Source organism: Wenzhouxiangella psychrophila (assembly GCF_042310375.1).
Taxonomy (GTDB): Bacteria; Pseudomonadota; Gammaproteobacteria; order Xanthomonadales; family Wenzhouxiangellaceae; genus Wenzhouxiangella.
The window spans coordinates 279,506-299,015 of record NZ_JBHJMQ010000001.1 but is presented as its reverse complement, the minus strand read 5'-3'; the positions used below and the strand labels follow the sequence as shown (position 1 = coordinate 299,015).

At 61.9% G+C, this 19,510-nt stretch carries 17 protein-coding genes and 1 pseudogene; 5 read left to right on the top strand and 13 right to left on the bottom strand.

The window, feature by feature from the left end:
- Nucleotides 1-22: 22 nt before the first annotated feature.
- The 4 genes from ACDC66_RS01325 to ACDC66_RS01310 all read right to left on the bottom strand — a co-directional run bounded on the left by ACDC66_RS01325 (nucleotide 23) and on the right by ACDC66_RS01310 (nucleotide 5,079).
- A complete protein-coding gene (locus tag ACDC66_RS01325) occupies nucleotides 23-688 on the bottom strand; it encodes a hypothetical protein (protein WP_376694867.1) in 666 nt (221 codons plus the stop codon).
- Entirely contained in the window at nucleotides 685-1,458 is a 774-nt protein-coding gene (locus ACDC66_RS01320) for a class D sortase (RefSeq protein WP_376694866.1), read from the bottom strand. The genes ACDC66_RS01325 and ACDC66_RS01320 overlap by 4 nt, the downstream gene beginning before the upstream one ends.
- Before the next feature lie 148 nt (nucleotides 1,459-1,606).
- A complete protein-coding gene (locus tag ACDC66_RS01315; RefSeq protein ID WP_376694865.1) occupies nucleotides 1,607-3,916 on the bottom strand; it encodes an NADP-dependent malic enzyme in 2,310 nt (769 codons plus the stop codon).
- A gap of 140 nt (nucleotides 3,917-4,056) precedes the next feature.
- Complete coding sequence (locus ACDC66_RS01310) at nucleotides 4,057-5,079, bottom strand: class I fructose-bisphosphate aldolase (RefSeq protein ID WP_376694864.1); 1,023 nt, start codon at nucleotides 5,077-5,079, stop codon at nucleotides 4,057-4,059.
- 34 nt (nucleotides 5,080-5,113) lie between these two features.
- Between ACDC66_RS01310 and ACDC66_RS01305 the strand changes: the two genes are divergently transcribed.
- Nucleotides 5,114-5,479 (top strand): hypothetical protein, encoded by a 366-nt coding sequence (locus ACDC66_RS01305; RefSeq protein WP_376694863.1) that lies wholly within the window; start codon nucleotides 5,114-5,116, stop codon nucleotides 5,477-5,479.
- Here the strand turns inward: ACDC66_RS01305 and pyk are convergent.
- Together pyk and ACDC66_RS01295 are read right to left on the bottom strand one after the other, a co-directional pair.
- Nucleotides 5,466-6,890: a pyruvate kinase gene (pyk, locus tag ACDC66_RS01300; RefSeq protein ID WP_376694862.1), complete on the bottom strand. Its 1,425-nt coding sequence runs from the start codon at nucleotides 6,888-6,890 to the stop codon at nucleotides 5,466-5,468. The genes ACDC66_RS01305 and pyk overlap by 14 nt on opposite strands.
- Nucleotides 6,891-6,923: 33 nt before the next feature.
- On the bottom strand, nucleotides 6,924-7,862 hold the full coding sequence (locus ACDC66_RS01295) for an alpha/beta hydrolase (protein ID WP_376694861.1): 939 nt from the start codon (nucleotides 7,860-7,862) through the stop codon (nucleotides 6,924-6,926).
- An 82-nt stretch (nucleotides 7,863-7,944) separates the two neighbouring features.
- On the opposite strand from ACDC66_RS01295, the gene ACDC66_RS01290 reads away from it, so the two are divergent.
- Entirely contained in the window at nucleotides 7,945-8,322 is a 378-nt protein-coding gene (locus ACDC66_RS01290; RefSeq protein WP_376694860.1) for a hypothetical protein, read from the top strand.
- Nucleotides 8,323-8,582: 260 nt separating this feature from the next.
- On the opposite strand, the gene ACDC66_RS01285 is transcribed toward ACDC66_RS01290, so the two are convergent.
- A complete protein-coding gene (locus ACDC66_RS01285; RefSeq protein WP_376694859.1) occupies nucleotides 8,583-9,587 on the bottom strand; it encodes a class I SAM-dependent methyltransferase in 1,005 nt (334 codons plus the stop codon).
- Nucleotides 9,588-9,766: 179 nt separating this feature from the next.
- Between ACDC66_RS01285 and yghU the strand changes: the two genes are divergently transcribed.
- Nucleotides 9,767-10,648: a glutathione-dependent disulfide-bond oxidoreductase gene (gene yghU, locus ACDC66_RS01280; RefSeq protein WP_376694858.1), complete on the top strand. Its 882-nt coding sequence runs from the start codon at nucleotides 9,767-9,769 to the stop codon at nucleotides 10,646-10,648.
- A gap of 629 nt (nucleotides 10,649-11,277) precedes the next feature.
- On the opposite strand, the gene ACDC66_RS01275 is transcribed toward yghU, so the two are convergent.
- The 3 genes from ACDC66_RS01275 to ACDC66_RS01265 all read right to left on the bottom strand — a co-directional run bounded on the left by ACDC66_RS01275 (nucleotide 11,278) and on the right by ACDC66_RS01265 (nucleotide 13,595).
- On the bottom strand, nucleotides 11,278-11,967 hold the full coding sequence (locus tag ACDC66_RS01275; RefSeq protein ID WP_376694857.1) for an ankyrin repeat domain-containing protein: 690 nt from the start codon (nucleotides 11,965-11,967) through the stop codon (nucleotides 11,278-11,280).
- Between the two features lie 82 nt (nucleotides 11,968-12,049).
- Complete coding sequence (locus tag ACDC66_RS01270; protein ID WP_376694856.1) at nucleotides 12,050-13,036, bottom strand: hypothetical protein; 987 nt, start codon at nucleotides 13,034-13,036, stop codon at nucleotides 12,050-12,052.
- Between the two features lie 94 nt (nucleotides 13,037-13,130).
- The gene (locus ACDC66_RS01265; protein ID WP_376694855.1) at nucleotides 13,131-13,595 is read right to left on the bottom strand and encodes a hypothetical protein; all 465 of its coding nucleotides are present in this window, start codon (nucleotides 13,593-13,595) and stop codon (nucleotides 13,131-13,133) included.
- A 166-nt stretch (nucleotides 13,596-13,761) separates the two neighbouring features.
- On the opposite strand from ACDC66_RS01265, the gene ACDC66_RS01260 reads away from it, so the two are divergent.
- Complete coding sequence (locus tag ACDC66_RS01260) at nucleotides 13,762-14,289, top strand: pseudouridine synthase (RefSeq protein WP_376694854.1); 528 nt, start codon at nucleotides 13,762-13,764, stop codon at nucleotides 14,287-14,289.
- Between the two features lie 6 nt (nucleotides 14,290-14,295).
- Here the strand turns inward: ACDC66_RS01260 and ACDC66_RS01255 are convergent, their stop codons facing one another.
- Together ACDC66_RS01255 and ACDC66_RS01250 are read right to left on the bottom strand one after the other, a co-directional pair.
- A complete protein-coding gene (locus ACDC66_RS01255) occupies nucleotides 14,296-14,439 on the bottom strand; it encodes a hypothetical protein (RefSeq protein ID WP_376694853.1) in 144 nt (47 codons plus the stop codon).
- Complete coding sequence (locus ACDC66_RS01250; RefSeq protein ID WP_376694852.1) at nucleotides 14,440-17,880, bottom strand: Ig-like domain-containing protein; 3,441 nt, start codon at nucleotides 17,878-17,880, stop codon at nucleotides 14,440-14,442. It lies immediately after the preceding gene.
- 386 nt (nucleotides 17,881-18,266) lie between these two features.
- Between ACDC66_RS01250 and ACDC66_RS01245 the strand changes: the two are divergent.
- Nucleotides 18,267-18,413 (top strand): annotated as a pseudogene (locus ACDC66_RS01245) (pseudouridine synthase); the annotation flags it as partial.
- Between the two features lie 92 nt (nucleotides 18,414-18,505).
- Here the strand turns inward: ACDC66_RS01245 and ACDC66_RS01240 are convergent.
- Nucleotides 18,506-19,402, bottom strand: coding sequence for a patatin-like phospholipase family protein (locus ACDC66_RS01240; protein WP_376694851.1), 897 nt, complete (start codon nucleotides 19,400-19,402; stop codon nucleotides 18,506-18,508).
- Between the last annotated feature and the right edge of the window lie 108 nt (nucleotides 19,403-19,510).

Here is a 19,510-nt window from a genome sequence, read left to right as displayed (position 1 = left end):
CGTTTATTGCAGTGCCCGGCTATCAGGCATTCGGTGTCTTGAAGCGCCGACGCATGGTCAGGCCTGCACCACCCAGCAGCGAAAACAATCCGCCCAGGGCAATGATCGGCAGCGGTCCAGCGGTTGCCGGCAGCCTGTCCGGCCGCTCATCAGCTCGTGGTTCTGCCTGTGCCATCTGTGATGATTGATCATCATCGGTATCAGGCTTAACAATCTGGACATGCTCGTCTTCTGGTGCGCCCGGCTCCGTGGTAAAGGCATACATGTTGTCCGGGGCATAGAAGTTCAGTACCTGTCCGCGACGCAACTCGGAGAATTGGTAAGGACGGCCGTCAAGCATCACTTGCTGATCTTCGCCCGGCATCAACCGGACAGTGCCGAGTGAACGGCCGCGATCATTCTTGAAATTCGAGGTGATTGCGCCATCTGGATGCTGCTGCAGAAACTCGGCCTCGAATCGGGCCCATTTCATACCATCGACGATGATGGTTTCCTGGCAGGCATCGGCGACCCAAGGGTAGTCACGCAGCAAATTGCGGTGCCAATCGACATCCTCGCAGCTAGCGCGATCGACTTCCGGACGTGGCATGTCCTGAGAATCATCCTGGGCCATTGCGCTGGTAGTCCATGCCAGACCCAGCAGCAAAGCTGCCGAAGTCGTGGCTAATGCATTCAATCGGGTATTCATGGTGTTTCTCCTGGTGGTGGTGCGATGAGAACGGCATCCAGCGTGGAAGCATTCTCGAGTTGATCAACGGCAGTGGCCTGCACGATGTAGCGGTGCGGCGCGTTGCCGATGAAATAGAAGGGGTAGCAGGTAACCAGCGTCAGCGTGGAATTCGCGGTGTCATCGAGAACCGACACGTCATCCGGGTCGACAATGGCGATCCGGGATACTTGATATTTGCCGTGGCCGGTAAGACTCTCCAGCTCCATGGTGTCTCCGACCTCGATATCCTTGAGCGGACGGAAGTAGCGGTCACGATGGGCGGCGATCGCCATGTTTCCGCCCGTATTGGGTGCAGCCGTACCGCCGACCCAGCCCGCACCCCGGCTCATGTTCATTTCACTCAGGTCCGGATAGACAGGCACTTCCAGCGCCACCTTGTCGATTCGCAATACGGCAATCGGCAGCTCGTCGTTATCGGTGATCCTCGTCACTGCCGCTTGGGGTAGGACGTCCTGCCCGTTTGCGGGCGACAGAGTCTGGCCGGGGAGCGGGATATCTTCCAGGCGATGGCTCACCGATGCCGCTGCGCGTGCATCGGAGAAAAGATCGAGACCCTGCTTGCGCTCACTCTCCAGGCTGGTGGTTGCCAGAAAGTAAGCCGCGATGAGCGCGATGCCGATGATCCAGAGCCCCAGCTCCAGGATCATCCGCCCCGAGGAATTGGCCACCGTCGAACGGTCGACCATGCGTCGAGATTGTTGCGGAAGATTCGGGCTGGACCAATTCATTACGGGGCATTCCTTTGCTATCTGCAATAGGTGCCCATACTGAGGTCGCCGCCATCGGCTGTCTGTTCGTCAGCGCACCCATGAGCGACGCCGGGACATGCCTGCGGGACCCGAAAGGATCAGTTGTCTAAGGGAGGGGTGGAGCTGCTCAGTCGAACAGCTCGCCGCTGGCGCGCTGCTGCCGCCGGTATTGCTGGGCATCGACCACGGCAATGGCGGTCATGTTGACCACGCGGCGAACGGTGGCCGACGGGGTGAGGACATGCGCCGGGCGGCCGATGCCCATCAGCATCGGGCCGATGGTCACGCCCTTACCGATCACCCGCGCCATGGAGAAGGCAATATGGGCGGCGTCCTGGTTGGGCATGATCAGCAGATTGGCCTCGCCACTGAGACGCGAATTGGGGAAGATCCGGTCACGAATGGCCGGCATCAGTGCCGCGTCGGCACGCATCTCGCCTTCGACTTCCAGCTCGGGGGCGCGCTCGCGCAGCATGTTGAACACCTGGCGCATCTTCGAGGCCGACGGATTGACGTGGCTGCCAAAGTTCGAATGCGAGCACAGTGCGATACGCGGTGTGATGCCGAACATCCGAAGCCGGTCGGCTGCCATCAGGGTCAGTTCGACAAGCTGCTCTGCCGTGGGGTCGGGATTGACGTGGGTGTCGCAGACGAACCACACGCCGTTCTCGTTGGTCATGGCCGACAATGCACCCAGCGTGCCGCTACCATCGCGGGTGCCGAACACCTCGTTGATGTACTGCAACTTCTTCTGGTAGCGGCCGACCACACCGCAGATCATCGCGTCGGCCTCGTTGCGGTGCACCATCACCGCTGCGATCACGGCCGTGCGCGTGCGCACCAGGGCCTTGGCCGAATCGGGCGTGACGCCGCGGCGCTGGGTAATCTCGTGGAAGGTCTGCCAGTATTCCTTGAAGCGCGGATCGGATTCCGGATTGACCAGCTCGAAGTCCTTGCCGGGCTTCAGCCGCAGGCCGGCGCGTTCGATACGCATGTCGACCACCTTGGGCCGTCCGATCAGGATCGGTTTCGCCAGGCCGTCGTCGACCACGCTCTGAACCGCTCGCAGGACCGTTTCCTCCTCGCCCTCGGCAAAGACCACCCGCTTGGGATCCTTGCGCGCGGCGTCGAATACCGGCTTCATCAACAAACCGGTTCGGAAGACGTGCTGGTAGAGCCGCTCGGTGTAGGCGTCGAGATCCTCGATCGGACGCGCGGCCACGCCGGTATCCATCGCCGCTTTCGCCACGGCCGGCGCCAGGTGCACCAGCAAGCGCGGGTCGAACGGTTGCGGAATCAGGTAGTCCGGCCCGAACTTCGGCGCCTGGCCCCCGTAGGCCTGGGCGGCCACGTCGGAAGCTTCCATCTGCGCGAGTTCGGCGATGGCGTGCACGCAGGCCATCTTCATCTCGTCGTTGATGGCCGTCGCCCCCACGTCCAGCGCACCGCGAAAGATATAGGGGAAGCACAGGACGTTGTTGACCTGGTTCGGGAAATCCGAGCGGCCGGTTGCAATCAGCGCATCGGGACGCGCCTCGCGCGCCAGATCGGGCATGATCTCCGGCACCGGGTTGGCCAGGGCCAGGATGATGGGCCGGTCGGCCATCGTCTTGACCATTTCCGGCGTGAGCACGCCCGGTGCCGACACGCCCAGGAAAACATCGGCGCCCTCGATCGCCTCGCCCAGCGTGCGCGCTTCGGTCTCGACGGCATAAGTCGCCTTGCGATCGTCCATGTAGGACTCGCGGCCAGCGTAAAGCACGCCTTCACGGTCGCATACGACGATATTTTCGCGCCTGACCCCCATCGTCACCAGCAGGTCCAGACAGGCCATGCCGGCGGCACCCGCGCCCGAAGCAACCAGGCGGATGTCTTCCATCTTCTTGTCGACGAGCTGCAGGCCGTTGACCAGGGCGGCGGCCGCGATAATCGCCGTGCCGTGCTGGTCGTCGTGGAAGACCGGGATGTTCATGCGCTCCTTGAGCGCTTCCTCGACCTTGAAGCACTCCGGCGCCTTGATGTCCTCGAGATTGATGCCGCCGAAGGTCGGCTCGAGGCTGGCGATGATTTCGATCAGCTTGTCGGGATCGCGCTCGTCGACCTCGATATCGAACACGTCGATATCGGCGAACTTCTTGAACAGCACGCCCTTGCCTTCCATCACCGGCTTGGATGCCGCCGCACCGATATCGCCCAGTCCGAGCACGGCCGTGCCGTTGGAAATGACCGCCACCAGGTTGCCGCGCGCGGTGTAGTCGAGCGCCTTGAGCGGATCCTTCGCGATTTCCTCCGATGCCGCCGCCACCCCCGGCGAATAGGCCAGTGCCAGGTCCTTGGCCGTGGTCAGCGCCTTGGTCGGCACCATCTTGATCTTGCCCGGCGGAAACTGCCGGTGGTACTCGAGGGCTTCTTCGCGGAACTTGTCTTGGTCGGTCATGGGCGGCTTCGTTGGTCTGTGGTGGTATTCCCGGCCCCTCGTCGGAGCCGGGCAATCAGAATCCAGGCATCAGCGATCATCGAGGCCCGGGCACCCCCGAACCCTGAACCCCGAACCCTGAACCCCGCGAAGAAGGCGAATCAGCCTTCTTCGTCCTCACTCCACTCACCCATCGCAGCAAGGCCGTTCATCTTGGCGCGGTGGGCGAGGATCTGCTGGGCCTTTTCGCGATTGCCCTTCGGGTCGGCCGCCCAGGTCTTGAGGCATTCGGCCTGCAGCGCACGACCGTAGGAGAACGACAGCGGCCACGGCAGGTTGCCCATCTTGTTCATGGTATCCAGATGCTCGGTCGCTTCCACGTCACCCTGCCCGCCGGACAGGAAAACGATGCCGGCCGTCGCCGCCGGAACCGAGTTGAGCAGGCAGTCGATGGTCGCCTCGGCCACTTCCTCGGCGCTTGCGCGGTCGCTGGCATCCGAACCGGAGATGACCATGGAGGCCTTCAGGATCGTGCCCTCGAGTAGCACGTTCTGCTCGTAGAGCTCGCGGAACAGGGCCTTCAGGGTGGCCTCGGTGACGTCGTAGGAGGTGTCCAGATCGTGGTTGCCGTCCATCAGCACTTCCGGCTCGACGATCGGCACGATGCCGGCTTCCTGGCACAGCGCCGCGTAGCGCGCCAGGGCGTGGGCATTGGCGTCCAGACAGGCGCGCGAGGGGGTGTCGTCGCTGATGGTAATCACTGCGCGCCACTTGGCGAACTTCGCACCCAGTTCCGCGTATTCGGCCAGGCGTTCGCGCAGGCCGTCGAGGCCCTCGGTGATCTTCTCGCCCTCGAAGCCGGCCAGGTCCTTGGCGCCCTTATCGACCTTGATGCCCGGCAGAATGCCGGCATCGTTCATGACCTCGACCAGACGCTTGCCGTCGGGGGTCGACTGCCGGATGGTTTCGTCGAACAGGATGGCGCCGGAAATATGCTCCCCGAGCCCGGGGGTGGTCAGCATCATCGAACGGTAGTCGAGGCGATTTTCCTCGGTCGATTCAACGCCGACGGCGGCCAGGCGCTTCTTGATGGTGCCGGTGGATTCGTCGATGGCCAGGATGCCCTTGCCGGGGGCGACCATCGCCTGTGCGGTTTCAACGAGCTGCTCGAGTTTGTCGGTCATCTTGAAAATCCCCTGCTACGCGGTTGGAGGGTGAATGAGAAGTCAGACCGCTATTGTAGCCAGCCACGGGGCCAAGTTCATCCGCCAGTTGGCCGGAACCCGCAATAAAATCTCTAAAACGCAAAGACGCGAAGCAGCAAAGATCGCAAAGTTTAAAAAAACAGGTCGGGCTTTGGCTAGCCAGGCAGTCCTTCCCTACTCCGAGGGTTTCGCCCAATCCCTGTTCGCCACCAGTACCGCAATGAGAGGGATCCGGGGGACTGGCCCTAGCACCGGTACTCTTTCAATTCACTTCTCTTTCTTTATTCTTTTCTTTTTTCTTTGCGTCCTTTGCTGCTTCGCGGCTTTGCGTTCAAAAGGTTTTGAATTTCCCGGAAGCGCCCGCCTCACTCGACAGTGAGAATCTTCATGGTGTTGGTACCGCCCATCACCCCCTGCTCGTCGCCGAGGGTCATCAGCACGCGGTCGCCGGCTTCGACCACGCCGGCGCGCCGGGCGTGCTCGAGGGCGGCGCGGGCCTGGCTGGGCGTGGGCACGTTCTCGGGCACGAACAGCAGCGGACGTACGTGCTGGAACAGGCGCATCTTCCTGAGGCTGGCGCGATTCGGCGAAAGCGCGATGATCGGCACCGGCGAGCGCACGCGGCTGAGCCACTGCGCGGTCGAGCCCGACTCGGTCAGCGCGATAATCGCTTTCACCGGCAGGTTGTGGACGGTCACCATGGTCGCCATCGCCACTGCCTGGTCGATGCGCTCAGCCTGAACGTTGAGCTTGCCCATCGGCACGTGGGCCTCGACGTGGCGCTCGGCGCCCTTGCAGATGCGTCGCATGGCCTCGATGACCGTCACCGGGTGCCGGCCGATAGCCGTCTCGGCCGACAGCATCACCGCATCCGTGCCATCGATAACGGCATTGGCCACGTCCAGCACCTCCGCGCGCGTCGGGATGGGCGACTCGACCATCGACTGCATCATCTGGGTGGCCGTGATCACCGGCCGGTTGGCCGCCAGCGAGGCGGTGATGATGCGCTTCTGCAGGCCGGGCAGCTCGGCGTCGCCGATCTCCACGCCCAGGTCGCCGCGGGCGACCAGCACGGCATCGGAAGCTTCGATGATCGCCTCGAGATTCTCGATCGCCTCGGCGCGCTCGATCTTGCTCACAAGGCCAGCGTGGCCGCCGGCGGCTTCCATTAGTTCGCGGGCTCGCTGCATATCCTCCGGCCCGCGCGGAAAGGACACGGCCAGGTAATCCACCTGCCACTCCGCGGCGCGCTCGATATCGCGCGCATCGGCTTCGGAAAGGCCGGGAATGGAGAGCCCGCCGCCGCGCAGGTTGAGCCCCTTGCGGTCGGACAGCTTGCCGTTCGTCAGCACGGTGCAGTGAATGGTGTCGCCGTCGACACGCTCCACGCGCATGGCCATCAGCCCGTCGTCGAGTAAAAGCTCCGAACCGGGCTTCACGTCGTCGACCAGGCCCAGGTAAGCCACGCCCACGCCGTTTTCGTCGCCGGCCGGCGGATTCTCGCGCGCATACAAGGCAAAATCCTGGCCCGCCTTCAAGTTGACCGAACTCTCGCGAAAGCGATCGATCCGGATCTTCGGGCCGGCCAGGTCGGCCAGTACGGCCACGTCGGTGTCGAGCTCCCGCGCGGCGGCACGCACCATCTTGATGCGGCGTGCGTGGGTCTCGGCATCGCCGTGCGAGAAGTTGATCCGCACGACGTCGCAGCCGGCGGTAATCAGGCGCTCGAGTACGTCCGGCTCGTCGGTGGCCGGGCCCAGGGTGGCAACGATCTTGGTTCTTCTAGTCATACCGCTTAGTGTAGCGCTGCTTCCATGACATTCTCATCGGTCTTTCTCATCAGTCAGCTGGCAACTCAGCCATTCGCCAGAATCGGCAATGACATCATCGAGCCTGGAATGACCATCCGCATCGGTCATGCCGTGATCGAGGTTCGGGTACTCGCGATAAGTGAGATTGGTTCGGCCCGCTTGCTCGAAAGCGTTCTTTATATTGCGCCCGGAAGCAACCGGCACTGATTGATCGCGCCCGCCCTGGATAAGAAGAATGGGAACATCCAGAGCCAGCAGGTCAGCCGTGAAATCACGATCGAGCACCTCGTGCCACCAGCGGTAGGAATGCGCGCTCCAGACCTCGCTGGAATCGGGGTTCGCGCGAATCTCCTCGAACTGGCGCTCGAGGTTCCCGGCCAATTCGGGCGGAACGACCGAAGTCAGGGTTTCGGCCATGGTCATGCCAAGCCCGCTCGACAGGACAACCAACGCATGGGTTTCCGGGATTTCGGCAGCCGCCAGCGTGACCATGGCACCCCCTTCCGAACCGCCAAAAAGCACCAGCTCGCCGTTCCACCACGATGACTCGCGCAATAATCCGACCACCCGCTCCAGGTCAGCGACCCAGCCGGTCAGCGTGTGCTGATCATGAAATGACGCCGGGCAGCCATCTTCACCGGGCCGGTGCCCTGGCGGCAAACCCGCCTTTTCCATCTTGACGATCGCGTGCTCCGGTGCGAGGGAAGCCGCGGCCTTCATGGCCTGGCCATGAACCGGACTGGTGCAGCCCGAGCCCTGGGCAAGAAAGACAACGCCCTGCTCGCCAGTCTTTCCACGACGATCAAGGTACCAGTGAACCGTTCCGCCATCGGCGCGCTCCAGCTGCTGCGCCTCGGAGGCTGCCCCGCCAGCCTGGACAGGCATGGCCGTCAACAGCACGAAAAAGACAGGCAGGATATTCTTCATGTCGTTTCCTTGGGTATGACTCATTGCTGCCTCGCAGATACAGGCCGACCGAAAGCATAGCCCGCTTGATACACTCACAGTGACCTTTACACAGCGCATGTCAAGCATGAAACCCTGGCTACTCGCCCTGCTCGCTCAGGTGCTGATACTGTCCCTGGGCTTTGGCCTGATGGGTTCGGATTTTACCGGCGTCAGCATTCTGCACGCCCCGGTCGTCAATCTCCTGCTCTGGACCAGCCTGATTACTTTTGCCGGGCTCGCGGCCCGCACCGCAAATCGGCCGCTTCACCGCGGGCTCACCCGATTTCTGCTCCTGGTAGCCATTGCCTGGTTTCCGGTTTCACTCGCTATCTTCGGCAATGCCCGCTTCTCCGGAACCACGGATTTCCTCTGGCAGGCCTGGCTGATCAGCACCGGGCTGCTCATCGTGAGCAGCCTGCTGTCGCTGATTGCCAGTGCAGTGACAGTACTGTTGCGTCGGTAGCTCGGCACAGTGCTCGCGCTCAACCGAGAGCAGTCGATCACTCGATGAATGAAGCAACCGACCGGGGAATGCGGACCGGGTCTTCCAGCATCGAAAAATGACCGCTGTCTGCAAGGCGGTCCAGTTAAGCGCCTGGGATGGTCGCTGCCAGCCGCTCGCCGACGCCGGCCACGGCGACCGGATCACGCGAGCCCCAGATGATCTTCATGGTCCGCGGCGGGCATGTCAGGCCTGCCCGCCCGGCCCGGTGATCGACGGCGTCATGCCTCCGGCTTGCGGAATTTCAGCGTCATCCGGTTCGACTCGCCGATCGCCTCGTACTGCCCCTTCAGCGCTTCGGCATTCTCGGCATCCTCGGGAACGCGCAGCGAGGGCGGCAGGCGCCAGACGACCTCGTCGGCACTGGGCCGGTCGTCGGAATTGCTGTTGATATCGCTCTCATCGACCAGCTCGAAACCGGCAGCCTCGGCACGCTCGACGACGAATGATTTCTTGAGATAGCCGGCATTGCCGTCGGCCCACTCGTCGGGCATCCCTGCACGCGCTTCGTGCTGAACAACGCCGAAAGTGCCGCCGGGCTTGAGCACGGCAAAAGCATCGGCCAGCGCATCGTCGAGGTAGTCGTCGATGCCGTCTTTCTGGAAGCGGGCCAGGTTGTGGAGCAGGCGGACATAGACAGCGGCATCGGCCGTTCCGGCCAGCTCGTCCGGCAGCGAACCCATATAGAAAGTCGAGACCGGCGCGCAGTCATCATCGCACCATTGCTTGGCCTCTTCCGGAAACATTTCGGGCCACTGGCGCATCTGTTCCACGAACTCTTCGGTACCGAAGGGAAAATGCGGCCACATGTCCATGGCGTAGTTGGCGGCAATCACCTTTCCGTCAGAGCCCAGGTAGGGTACGAGGATACGGGTATACCAGCCGCCACCGGGCAGGCCCTCGACCACGGTCATGCCGGGCTCGATCCCGAAGAATTCGAGCGTCTCGCGCGGGTGGCGGGCATCAAAGCGCGCCCTGACCTCTTCGGGCTGGGCCTCGAGCACCTGGTCCAGTCGGTCGGTGTCTTTCGACATTGAAGCGTCCATCGATTCGTCCATGGATTCTTCCATCGACGCTTCCCCGGCGCGCTCCATGGCGTCATCTTGCTCCGTGGATTCATCCATGGCCGTTTCGGAAGCATCGGCCTGGTCGTCCATGCCCTCGTCGGGTGCGGGACCGCAACCGAACAGGGCGAGCGCCAGCAATACAGTAATCAGATGCTTCATGACGAAACCTCCGGGTTCAGGTGAACCCTCATTATCGACACAGCGACCCGGCACGGCAAACGGGCGGATTTCACGCTCTCACCCCGGTCACTACGCACAATTACCTACCGGACAGAAGTTGACGGCAGCGCGCGCTGCTCCCACATTAGTCTGCGACACCGACACAAGGAGCACGTCGCATGAGCCAGGACGACTACGAACCGCCCAGAGTCTGGAAATGGGAACCTGATGACGACAACGGCGGCCGGTTCGCCAGCATCAACCGCCCCACTGCCGGCCCCCGCGAGGAAAAGGAACTACCGGTCGGCAAGCACCCGTACCAGCTGTATTCGCTGGGCACGCCCAACGGCGTCAAGGTCACCATCCTGTTCGAGGAGCTGCTTCAGAAGGGCTTCGACGATGCCGAATACGACGCCTGGCTGATCCGCATCGGCGAGGGCGAACAGTTCGGTTCGGGCTTCGTCGAGCTCAACCCCAACTCCAAGATCCCGGCCATGGCCGACCACAGCGTCGATCCGCCGAGGCGAGTATTCGAATCGGGCTCGATCATGCTCTACCTGGCCGAAAAGTTCGGCGCTTTTCTGCCGGGCAATCCGAACGATCGCACCGAAACGCTCAACTGGCTGTTCTGGCAGATGGGCTCGGCGCCCTTCCTCGGCGGCGGCTTCGGCCACTTCTACAACTACGCCCCGGTGAAGATCAAATACGCCATCGACCGCTTCACCATGGAGGTCAAGCGCCAGCTCGATGTCCTCGACCGCGAACTGGCCAACAAGGAATACATCGCCGGCAACGGCTACACCATCGCCGACATGGCCATCTGGCCCTGGTACGGCTGCCTGGCCCTCAACCGCGTCTACGAAGCGGCCGAGTTCCTGCAGGCACACGAATACGAGAACGTCATGCGGTGGGCGAAGGAAATCGACGAGCGGCCGGCCGTCAAGCGAGGGCGGATGGTCAACTCGGTATTCGGTGAACCCGAGAACCAGCTCCGCGAGCGACACGACGCCAGCGATTTCGAGAAAAGGACGCAGGACAAGATCGGCGACACGGAAGACTGAGGTGGGTAGCGAGCCCGGTCATCTCAAGCGACCGGTCATCGCTGGATCTGATGGGGTTGTCCAGCGCCCCATTAATTCAAGCCCCCTGTCCTCCGAGGAAAGATTGAACAGAATCACTACGCCTATGAAAAAGCATGGCACGAGTAAAAGGTAAGCGATTCTATTTTTGTAATACCTGATCGCCAACCAGGCGATAGAAAACGCTGTGGCCGCATGAATGAACCCAATGGGACTTAGGTGTTTGATATTCCCCGACATACCTAATGCGACGATGGCAATATAAATTACTAGTACGAAAAACTATCTTTCCATCGGTTGCCCACAGGCCAGATAAGCATACCAAGACCAATCAGAACCAGTCCTCCCAAGATGATTGATGAAGAGACCTGGAAGTAATATTCGAAAATCAAGTTCTTCATTCTCGAGCACACCTCACCAGGGGACTGAAGCGAAGATCAATCACTGGGCTAGTAAAATTGCTGATCGCGCTCTTCATCATCGAGCTATGCCACCTTATTGAACAGCGACAGGTTGAACCCGCGATTGTACCTGGCAAGTCCGCGCATCTTATTCTGAGGCGCGCTCATCGAACCTCCTTTCCAGATACCCGCCCGCGAGAGGGCGAGCGCTCAGTCCACATTGCCGCTTTCGAGCGACTCGGGCACGAGAAGCGCAAGGACTTCCCGCCCCCGGCCATTGCCCTTTGCAAGGTCGTAGGCGGTGTGACCAGCAGGAGTCTGTATCGTCGGGTCCGCCCCCAGTTGGACCAGGGTTTCGATGATCTCCGGGTTCGGGTTGGCCTGGGCCGCCCTCATGAGGGGCGTCACGCCATACTGGTCCCGGGCATTGATATTGGCTCCTGCCGCCGCCAGCTCGCCGATCACACCGGGCCGAGAACTGTTCCGAGCGGCCGACATCAATGCCGTCCACGCATCGGGCGTAGCAAAATCAACCTCTGCTCCTGACTCGATCAACAGTGACACGACCTCTGCGGTGCTGTAGGAGGCCGCGACCATTAACACCGAGATTTTCAGGGAGCCATGGATCGCGTTTGGGTCGGCACCGGCCTGAAGCAGGGTGAGCACGCAATCCCGGGGGAGGTTGTTCTCCAACGCCCGCATCAAGGGCGTGGCATCGATGTCATCCCGGGCCGAGACATTCGCGCCATCATCGAGCAGCGATTCTACTGCGGCGCAATCGGACTCGGCGATCGCAGCGAAGAGGGCTACCCCTTCGCCGTCGGCACAGGTGGCGCCCTCGTAGGCGAGAACGCTCAGCAAAAATACCAACAGCGGGATCAGTGGGAGGGTGCTCCTCATCTGCCAGCCCGGAAACCTAGCCGGATCCTCGACCTAGACAGCGGCCACGACAAGCCACCAACTTGCCCTTCAAAGAGGGCACCTACCTCACCCGCCCGGACTGTTCGGAGGATCCCTCATCCGCCGGAAACTGGAAGTATGCCTTTGCTGCGGGGTAGTCGACTATCATGCGCAGATATTGCAGCATTGATCCCCCAACAGCGCCTACTATCTGCTTATCCATCATTTGAGACATCCAGTTCAGAAACGTTTCGTCAGGGCGGACGGAGAACCAGACCGGCCCGACACTGATGCGTCCGATCTTGACCTCGGGCACCTCTATCATCGGCATGGCTTGGCCTGTAACTGCCTCACCGTCCATGACGATCTTCCAATCGGGGTGGCGAGTGCGCCACCGCTCGTACTTTGACCGGACAATATAGCTTGTGCCAACCCGCGTTCCAGGTGACAGCCCGTATTCCGAAGCGGAGCTTTTCGTAAGAAGCGCCGTGGCCCCGGTGTCCAGAAGCACATCCAGCGGCTCGCCGTCGATCTGTATGGTTACGCGAGGAAAATTGAGATCGCGAATGCCCGCATCGTCTGCACGAAAACCTAGCGGCATCTCCTCAAAATCAGCCGGAAGGTCCAATGTCGAGAGGCGGGAAAGTTTTTCTCCCGGATAGTCGAACACCCAAATCTTGCCGGCAAACCATCGGCTTCCCAAGAATCCGTCGGCTTCAAGGCGTTTATCGGGGACCACTGCGAGGTTTCCGCCAAGCCAACGATCGGGAGCCGGAATCGGAATCCCGGATTTCTCCGCAAAGTCCGGGAACTGAACCAGATCGAGCTCTCCATTTTCAGATTCCGCAGTTCCCCCATGAGCTAATGAGTAGCCAGCGGCCACGGATTCTGTTACCGCATTAAAGCCCCCGCCGGTATCCGTATAGAAAACGACCTCTTCCCCGTCAGGCGCAGCCGCGGACAAGAAGACCCGATTGTGCTCGAATTGGGCTGGCAAGATTTCTTCAGCCAGAACCTGGAAAGATGGGAGCACGAGTGCTGCAAGGGTGGCAAGTCTTGTCAAAGTCATGGTCGACGCGGGATGTCTTGGTAATGCGGTCCCTTGATAGCGCATCCGGTGCAACCCCCGCGGACAATAATATATTTGAGCAGCATTCTTGGCATCACTGGGGCTCGGACGCAGGGATTGATTCAAGACAAACCGGCCTGATAAGCGTCAGGCGGATACCCGGCTCGCCCAATTCGTCAACCTTGTTGGCTCCGCCGCGTATCCCGAATCCCTGGACTGAGTTGCTTGCCCCATAGGTTCTGGAGAGCTGCTTGGGTTCATCGTTGGACAGATCCAGCAGTCTGATTTCAACCATCTCCGGCACATGCTCAATTCGCTCAGACAGCTCGATGTATTGCTGCCGCGATGGACTGTCCAGCTCGACGCCTAGCTCGAAGCCAGTTGGCAGGCTGATTCTTTCGACAGCACCCGGTGAAGCGGTCCAGGCATGCGCCAGGTCACCCTGCCAATACATAAATGCGTGCTGCTTTCTTTCGCCGGTATCGCGATCGCAGGCAGATGAATCGAAACTTGCGAGGGAGGTGGCGATGAGAATGCAGAGGAATGTGGCTTTTTGCATGGGAGTCTCCCATTCTGGATTGGATTCTAATGTGGAGCCATTTCGCCTAGTAACACGCCTGTATGGCCATTGCCTGATTCCGATATTGCCCGTTCAATCCGCGCGATTCAACGTTTCCAGGGGGCACCGGACTGCACCCAACCACTGTAGCGGCTATCCTTCCCACATGCTGATCGCCTTCAACAAACCCTTCGGCGTACTCTGCCAGTTCACCGGCGAGGGTCCCACGCTGGCCGACTACGTCGATGTGCCCGGCGTGTATCCCGCCGGGCGGCTGGACAAGGACTCCGAGGGCCTATTGCTGCTGACCGACGACGGCAAGCTGCAGGCACGCATTGCTTCGCCAAAGTTCAAGTTGCCAAAGGCCTACCGGGTGCTGGTGGAGCGCGAGCCGACGGAGGAAGCGCTGGAGCAGCTTCGTCGCGGTGTCCAGCTCAAGGACGGGTGGACCCGGCCCGCCGAGGTGAGATGCATTCCCGAACCCGAAGGGCTGTGGCCGCGCGATCCGCCGGTGCGGTATCGGAAAAACGTGGTCGATGTGTGGCTGGAGATCGTGTTGCGCGAGGGGCGCAATCGGCAGGTGCGGCGGATGACGGCGGCGGTGGGGCACCCTACCCTGCGGTTGATTCGGTGGTCGATTGGGGAGTGGTCCCTTGAGGGGCTCGAGCCAGGCCAGTGGAGGCGGGTTGATTGAAGTCTTCTACCGGCCGAGAAGTGCGAGGTCGTCGAAGCTGCGCGCCTCCATCCGCTCGCCGACGAAGTCGACGAAACGGTTTGAATCGAGCAGGCTGCCGTTTCCCAGGTCGATCTCGATGAGGTCCAGAAGGCTCGGCGCCGGCGACACCTATCGAGTCGTGCTGCTGGCGCGCGGCAGACCGCGACGCGCCAGCAGCAGACTCAAACCGATCAACAACCAAAGCGCCCAGGGCTGATCGATCGGAACCGGTAGTGCAGGCCCCCTGGCCGGACCACCCTGATCGACGATCAAGCTGTCATCGCCGGTATCGTCGCCCAGCTGGTTATCGGCCAGGTCCAGCGTCCACGTGTTGTCGGACAGGCTCGCGTAATCCGAAAAGTCGTACCAGTCGGCTGTCGCCACATCGCCCGGCGTGACCGGGCCATACTTGCGGTAGGTACTGTTGAGGAAGTCTGCCGTGCTGGCCTCGTGGTAGATCACCTGGACGGTCGCGGCCTCGCAGGGCAGCTCGAACTCGACCAGGCCGAAGGGATACGGGTTTCCGGCCGGATCATCCGGGAGTGACCCCGGGGCAACGGCGGCCACCTGCTGAAGCTGGCTGCAGGCGCCGGAGACAGACACCGTCATGTAACCGCGACCGGTGGCCGTGGGCAGACTGGTCACGTCGGACTGATCAGCGTCGGGCGTACCGTCATTGTTGGCGTCGCCGCCATTCGGCCCGGCATCCTCGACCGTGTCGGCGACGCCGTCGCCGTCGGTGTCAGGCGTGACGGTCAGCTCGTCGGTGGTCGTGTCGCTGCCCTCGTTGCCGGCGGGATCGGACGCGGTCACGGCCACGTCGTAGGTGCCGTCGGCCAGCGCCGATAGCGTATCGTCGGCCAGCGCCCAGGTGCCGTCGCCGTTGTTCGTGGGCGCCATCGTCTGACCGTCGACGGTCAGCTCCAGCGTCGCGTCGTTGTCGTCGACAGTACCGGTAAGCGGCGGCGTGGTATCGGCGGTGATCAGCGAATCGACCGTGACCGAGGGCGCGGTGTTGTCCACCGTGTAGGTTTCGTCGGTCGCGGGCTCGCTGCCGGGCAGTGCGTTGCCGGCCGCATCAACGATGTCCTGCCCCGCAGCCAGATCGATACCCACCGTCGCATCCAGGTCGGCGAGGTCGCCACCGGAAACGGTGAGATCGAACACGCTGTCGGCCGTCACCACCGAGACCGCCAGCGCCGCGGTCGTGCCGGTCGCCGTGAAGTCCGCCGGATCGACGTTCTGCACGTCGGTATCGAAGGTGGCACGGAAGGTGAGCGTATCGGCGTTGGTGACCTCATCGGTCGGCGACAGGCGTGCGATCGACTGCAGGACCGGGGCGGTGCCGTCGAAGACCACGGAGAAAGGCGTTGCGGCCTGATTGTCGTTGCCGGCGGCGTCCTGGGCGACGCCTGCGGGCACATCGACGGTCACACTGCCGTCGGCCGCCGCGGAGATATCGGCAGTGAAGACGGCATCGTCACCGGTCGAAAGGTTGCTCGCCGAACCGTTGGTAACATCGATGTCGCCGACGACGAAACCCGTGACAGGCTCGGTGAAGGTGATGGTGACCTGGAAGGGATCCGAGGTGGTCGGGTCGTTGACCGAGCTGGTGATTGTTACCGCCGGCGGTGTGGCGTCGGTGACGCTGATGTCTAGCGGCGCCATGTCATCCGGCGTCGAGCCCACGCTGGTATCGTCGACCTGAACGCTGACCGACAGGTCGCTGTCCGTCGTCGCGTCCAGCGCGGTGCCGGCCGACAGGAACAGCTCGGTGCCGTCGATCTCGAATACCCCCGAATCGGCCCCGGCAAGCGACGTCGTGTTGCTGCCGAGGGCATCGTCGTCGACGACAATATCGGCGACCTTCACCCGGGCAGTGGTGTCGGTGTCGTCCGGAAGCGTGGTCACCGTATTGTTCAGCGTGATGGTCGGCGCCTCGTTGACGTCGTTGATCGTCAGCGTGAAGGTCTGACTATCGTCGGGCGTGCTGCCTACGGCGGTGTCATCCACCTCGACGGTGACCGAATAGCTGCTCTGCGTCTCGAAGTCCGCCGTGGCGGTGAATTCCAGGTTGCTACCGTTGATCTGGAACGAGCCGGCGTCCGCGCCGCTGAGCGACAGGTTGTTGGTGCCCAGCCCGTCGTCATCGACCGTGATCGCGGTGACGACATTGTTCGGCGTGTTGTTCTCGTCGAGCGAGCCGCTGGCGGCACCAAGGCTGAGTGTCGGAGGTTCATTGATGTCGGTGACCGTGACCGTGATCGCCTGCACCGACGTATTGTTGCTCGCCTGTCCGTCGTCAGCGGTGACCTGGACCTCGTAGGCGTTGTTCGCGTCGCTGTCGATCGGATTCTCGAAGTCCGGGACACTCTGGAAGGTCAGCTCGCCTGTGCTGGCATTGATATTGAACGCACCAGCGTCGACGCCGCCGGTGATCGAGTAGCTCACGCCGCTGTCATTTGTGCCGACACCACCGTTGTCGGCGTTTACGTCCAGGACTGTGCCAACACCATCCTCCGCGAACGACGCCGTAGCCGAAGAGTTGAATACGGGCGCCAGGTTGTCGACCGTCACATTGAAGGTAATGGTGTCGACGTCCTCGCCGTCGGAAACCTGGACTTCAAAACTGTCAGACCCACTGAAGTCCGCGTTCGGTTCATAGGTGATGCCCGAAGGCTGTATGTCCGTGCCACCGGAGGAAGCCGTTGGACTGGGACTGAGTCCGGCAACGGTGCCGTTCGACGGGGCGCTGGACAGGCTCCATGTCAGCGTCTGGTCGGAATCGCTGTCATCGACCGCCAGCTGGGAGTCGATGGATGTGGGTGCGGCATCTTCATCAACAGTCAGGGATGTGCTCTCGCCGTGGGTAAAGCTGGGTGGGCTATTGCTGTCGACGATGCTGCCGGTGAGAACGAGATTCGTGCCGGAGTTCTCGAACTGGAAGTCCACCACATCCACACTTGCACTGTCGGCGCCATTGCTCAGTCCACCATAGGACAAAGATTCGCTGCCGGACCGCTCGAACAGATAGATCCGGAATTCCACGGGATCCGTGGTGTCCGGAATCTGACTGGAAAGATCGGAAAGGGAAACAAACGTTTGAACGACTCGATAATCGTCTTCACCACCCTGAACCAACGCTCCGGAACCCAGAGTCGATGCGAAGCCGTCCGCACTGGACCGAACCTCCCACTGCCTGGGGCCCTGGAATTCAAGTTCTGACGTGTTTTCTTCCCGAAACAGGGCGAAGGTCAGGGTATCGAAACTGACCATTTTCGCGGCAGCAGGTGTAACCGTGAACGTGAAATACTTGCCGGTATCCAGTGATGCCGACATCGGCCAGTCGGCGGCGCCGAGCAGATCGACGCTGGTGTCCCAGAAGGCATCTTCGGTCACACCACTGGAACGACTCAACGGGGAACTCGTGACCCCACTGGCGCTCACACCCGTCAGACTGACTGGATCGCCAGAAGCCGAGCTTATATCGTATTCGACGAGAGTGACGGCCTTGGCAGTCGACATGGCCAGGGCGAACAGCCCGAAAATCACGATTTTTTTTATTTTCACGCAAAACTCCCTTTCTGGTCTCGCCAACCCGTTCCCGCACGGCATGACATCCAGAGAAAGCCATCCCCGGCAGAAGACGACCTCTCTCGATCAGCGCATCGCACTGCGACATGAGCGCAGAAGGGATCAGGCCCAGGCGACGACCTTCGATCAATACAACAAGATCAGGCCACTTCAGTGCTGCAGAGGCGTCAGCACCTTCGAGCCTCCCATAGCCGATGGCGAAGCCTGGGCCAACTGGACCAGAGCAGGACTCGCATCGACAATGGCATTGGACTGACTGGAATGCGGAGCAGCCACATCCACTCGAACCCCGTGCGGCACGAGCCCTCTATTAGAATTCACTAAATCGGCGTTGGGCGGAATATTACCGACTCCTCCCTCGATTGTCATCCGCAATAAGGGAGCGAAATCGGCAGGTGCGGCGCATGACCGCCGCGGTCGGGCACCCTACCCTGCGGTTGATTCGGTGGTCGATTGGGGAGTGGTCGGTAGAAGGCCTGGCGCCGGGGGAGTGGCGGAGGATCGATTAAGCTCGTCTGCCGGCCGAAAGTTGCGAGGTCCCGGATAGCCGCTTTGCGGCTTCCGGGACGACACGTGTTTGCGTGCCGTCTCAGCAGTGCGCTTAGCTTTTGCCTGATTCCTTGCAGCGACTGTCCATCAATTCTTTCAGGCGTTCTGACAGTTCTTCGGCTGCCGGTTCGGAGCGTTCGAGAATCTCTTCAACTCGGTCGAAGTGCAGCATGCGGATGTCGTCGAGCCCGGGCTTGATGTAGATGTCGGCGGGGTATTCGCGCAGTCGCGCTCGGATGATCGACTGCTGCATGATCTCGAAGCTGCTGAACAGCAGGTCGCTGATATCCGGGGTTCCGCCCGAATTGCGCTTCCGCGAACCGGTGACGTCGATGGCCACGACGATGTCGTGCTCGCCCACCACGTCGACCGGCAGCGGGTTGGAAGCACCGCCGTCGATCAGCAGGTCTTCGCCCTCGCGCACCGGGGCGAACACGCCGGGCACGGCCATGCTGGCGCGCATGGCCGGCAGCAGCTCGCCGGCGTCGATCACCCGGGGCTCGCCGGACCAGAAATCGGTGGCCACGATGGACAAGGGGACGTCGAGGTCAGCGAAGGTCCGTGCTTCCATGCGTTCGCCGACGAAATCGACGAAGCGGTTGGAATCGAGCAGGCTGCCGTTGCCCAGGTCGATCTCGATGAGTTCCCGCAGGCTTGGCGCTACGCTGCCGCCGAACAGGCCGGCGAAAGGATTGAGCGCGGAACCCCCGAACTCGCGAAACAGCGTCTCCATTTCGTCGGCGTCCATGCCGGCGGCGTGCAGGGTGCCGATGATCGCGCCGATGCTCGACCCGGCGACGACTCGCGGCTGGATGCCCTGCTCTTCGAACACGCGCAGCATGGCGATATGCGCCAGTCCAGCCGCACCCCCGGAACCCAGCACGAGGGCGACATCCGGTTCGGGACAGACCGCCGCCGGCTCATCGGGCGAGGCCCAGGCAGTGGCCATCAGGACAAGTGAGCACAACGCGCCCGCCAGCAACGCGGGAGGTCCCGGATAGTCGCTTCGCGACTTCCGGGACGACAAGGTTCGGGATGGCCGCCTGGCTCTGTCGTC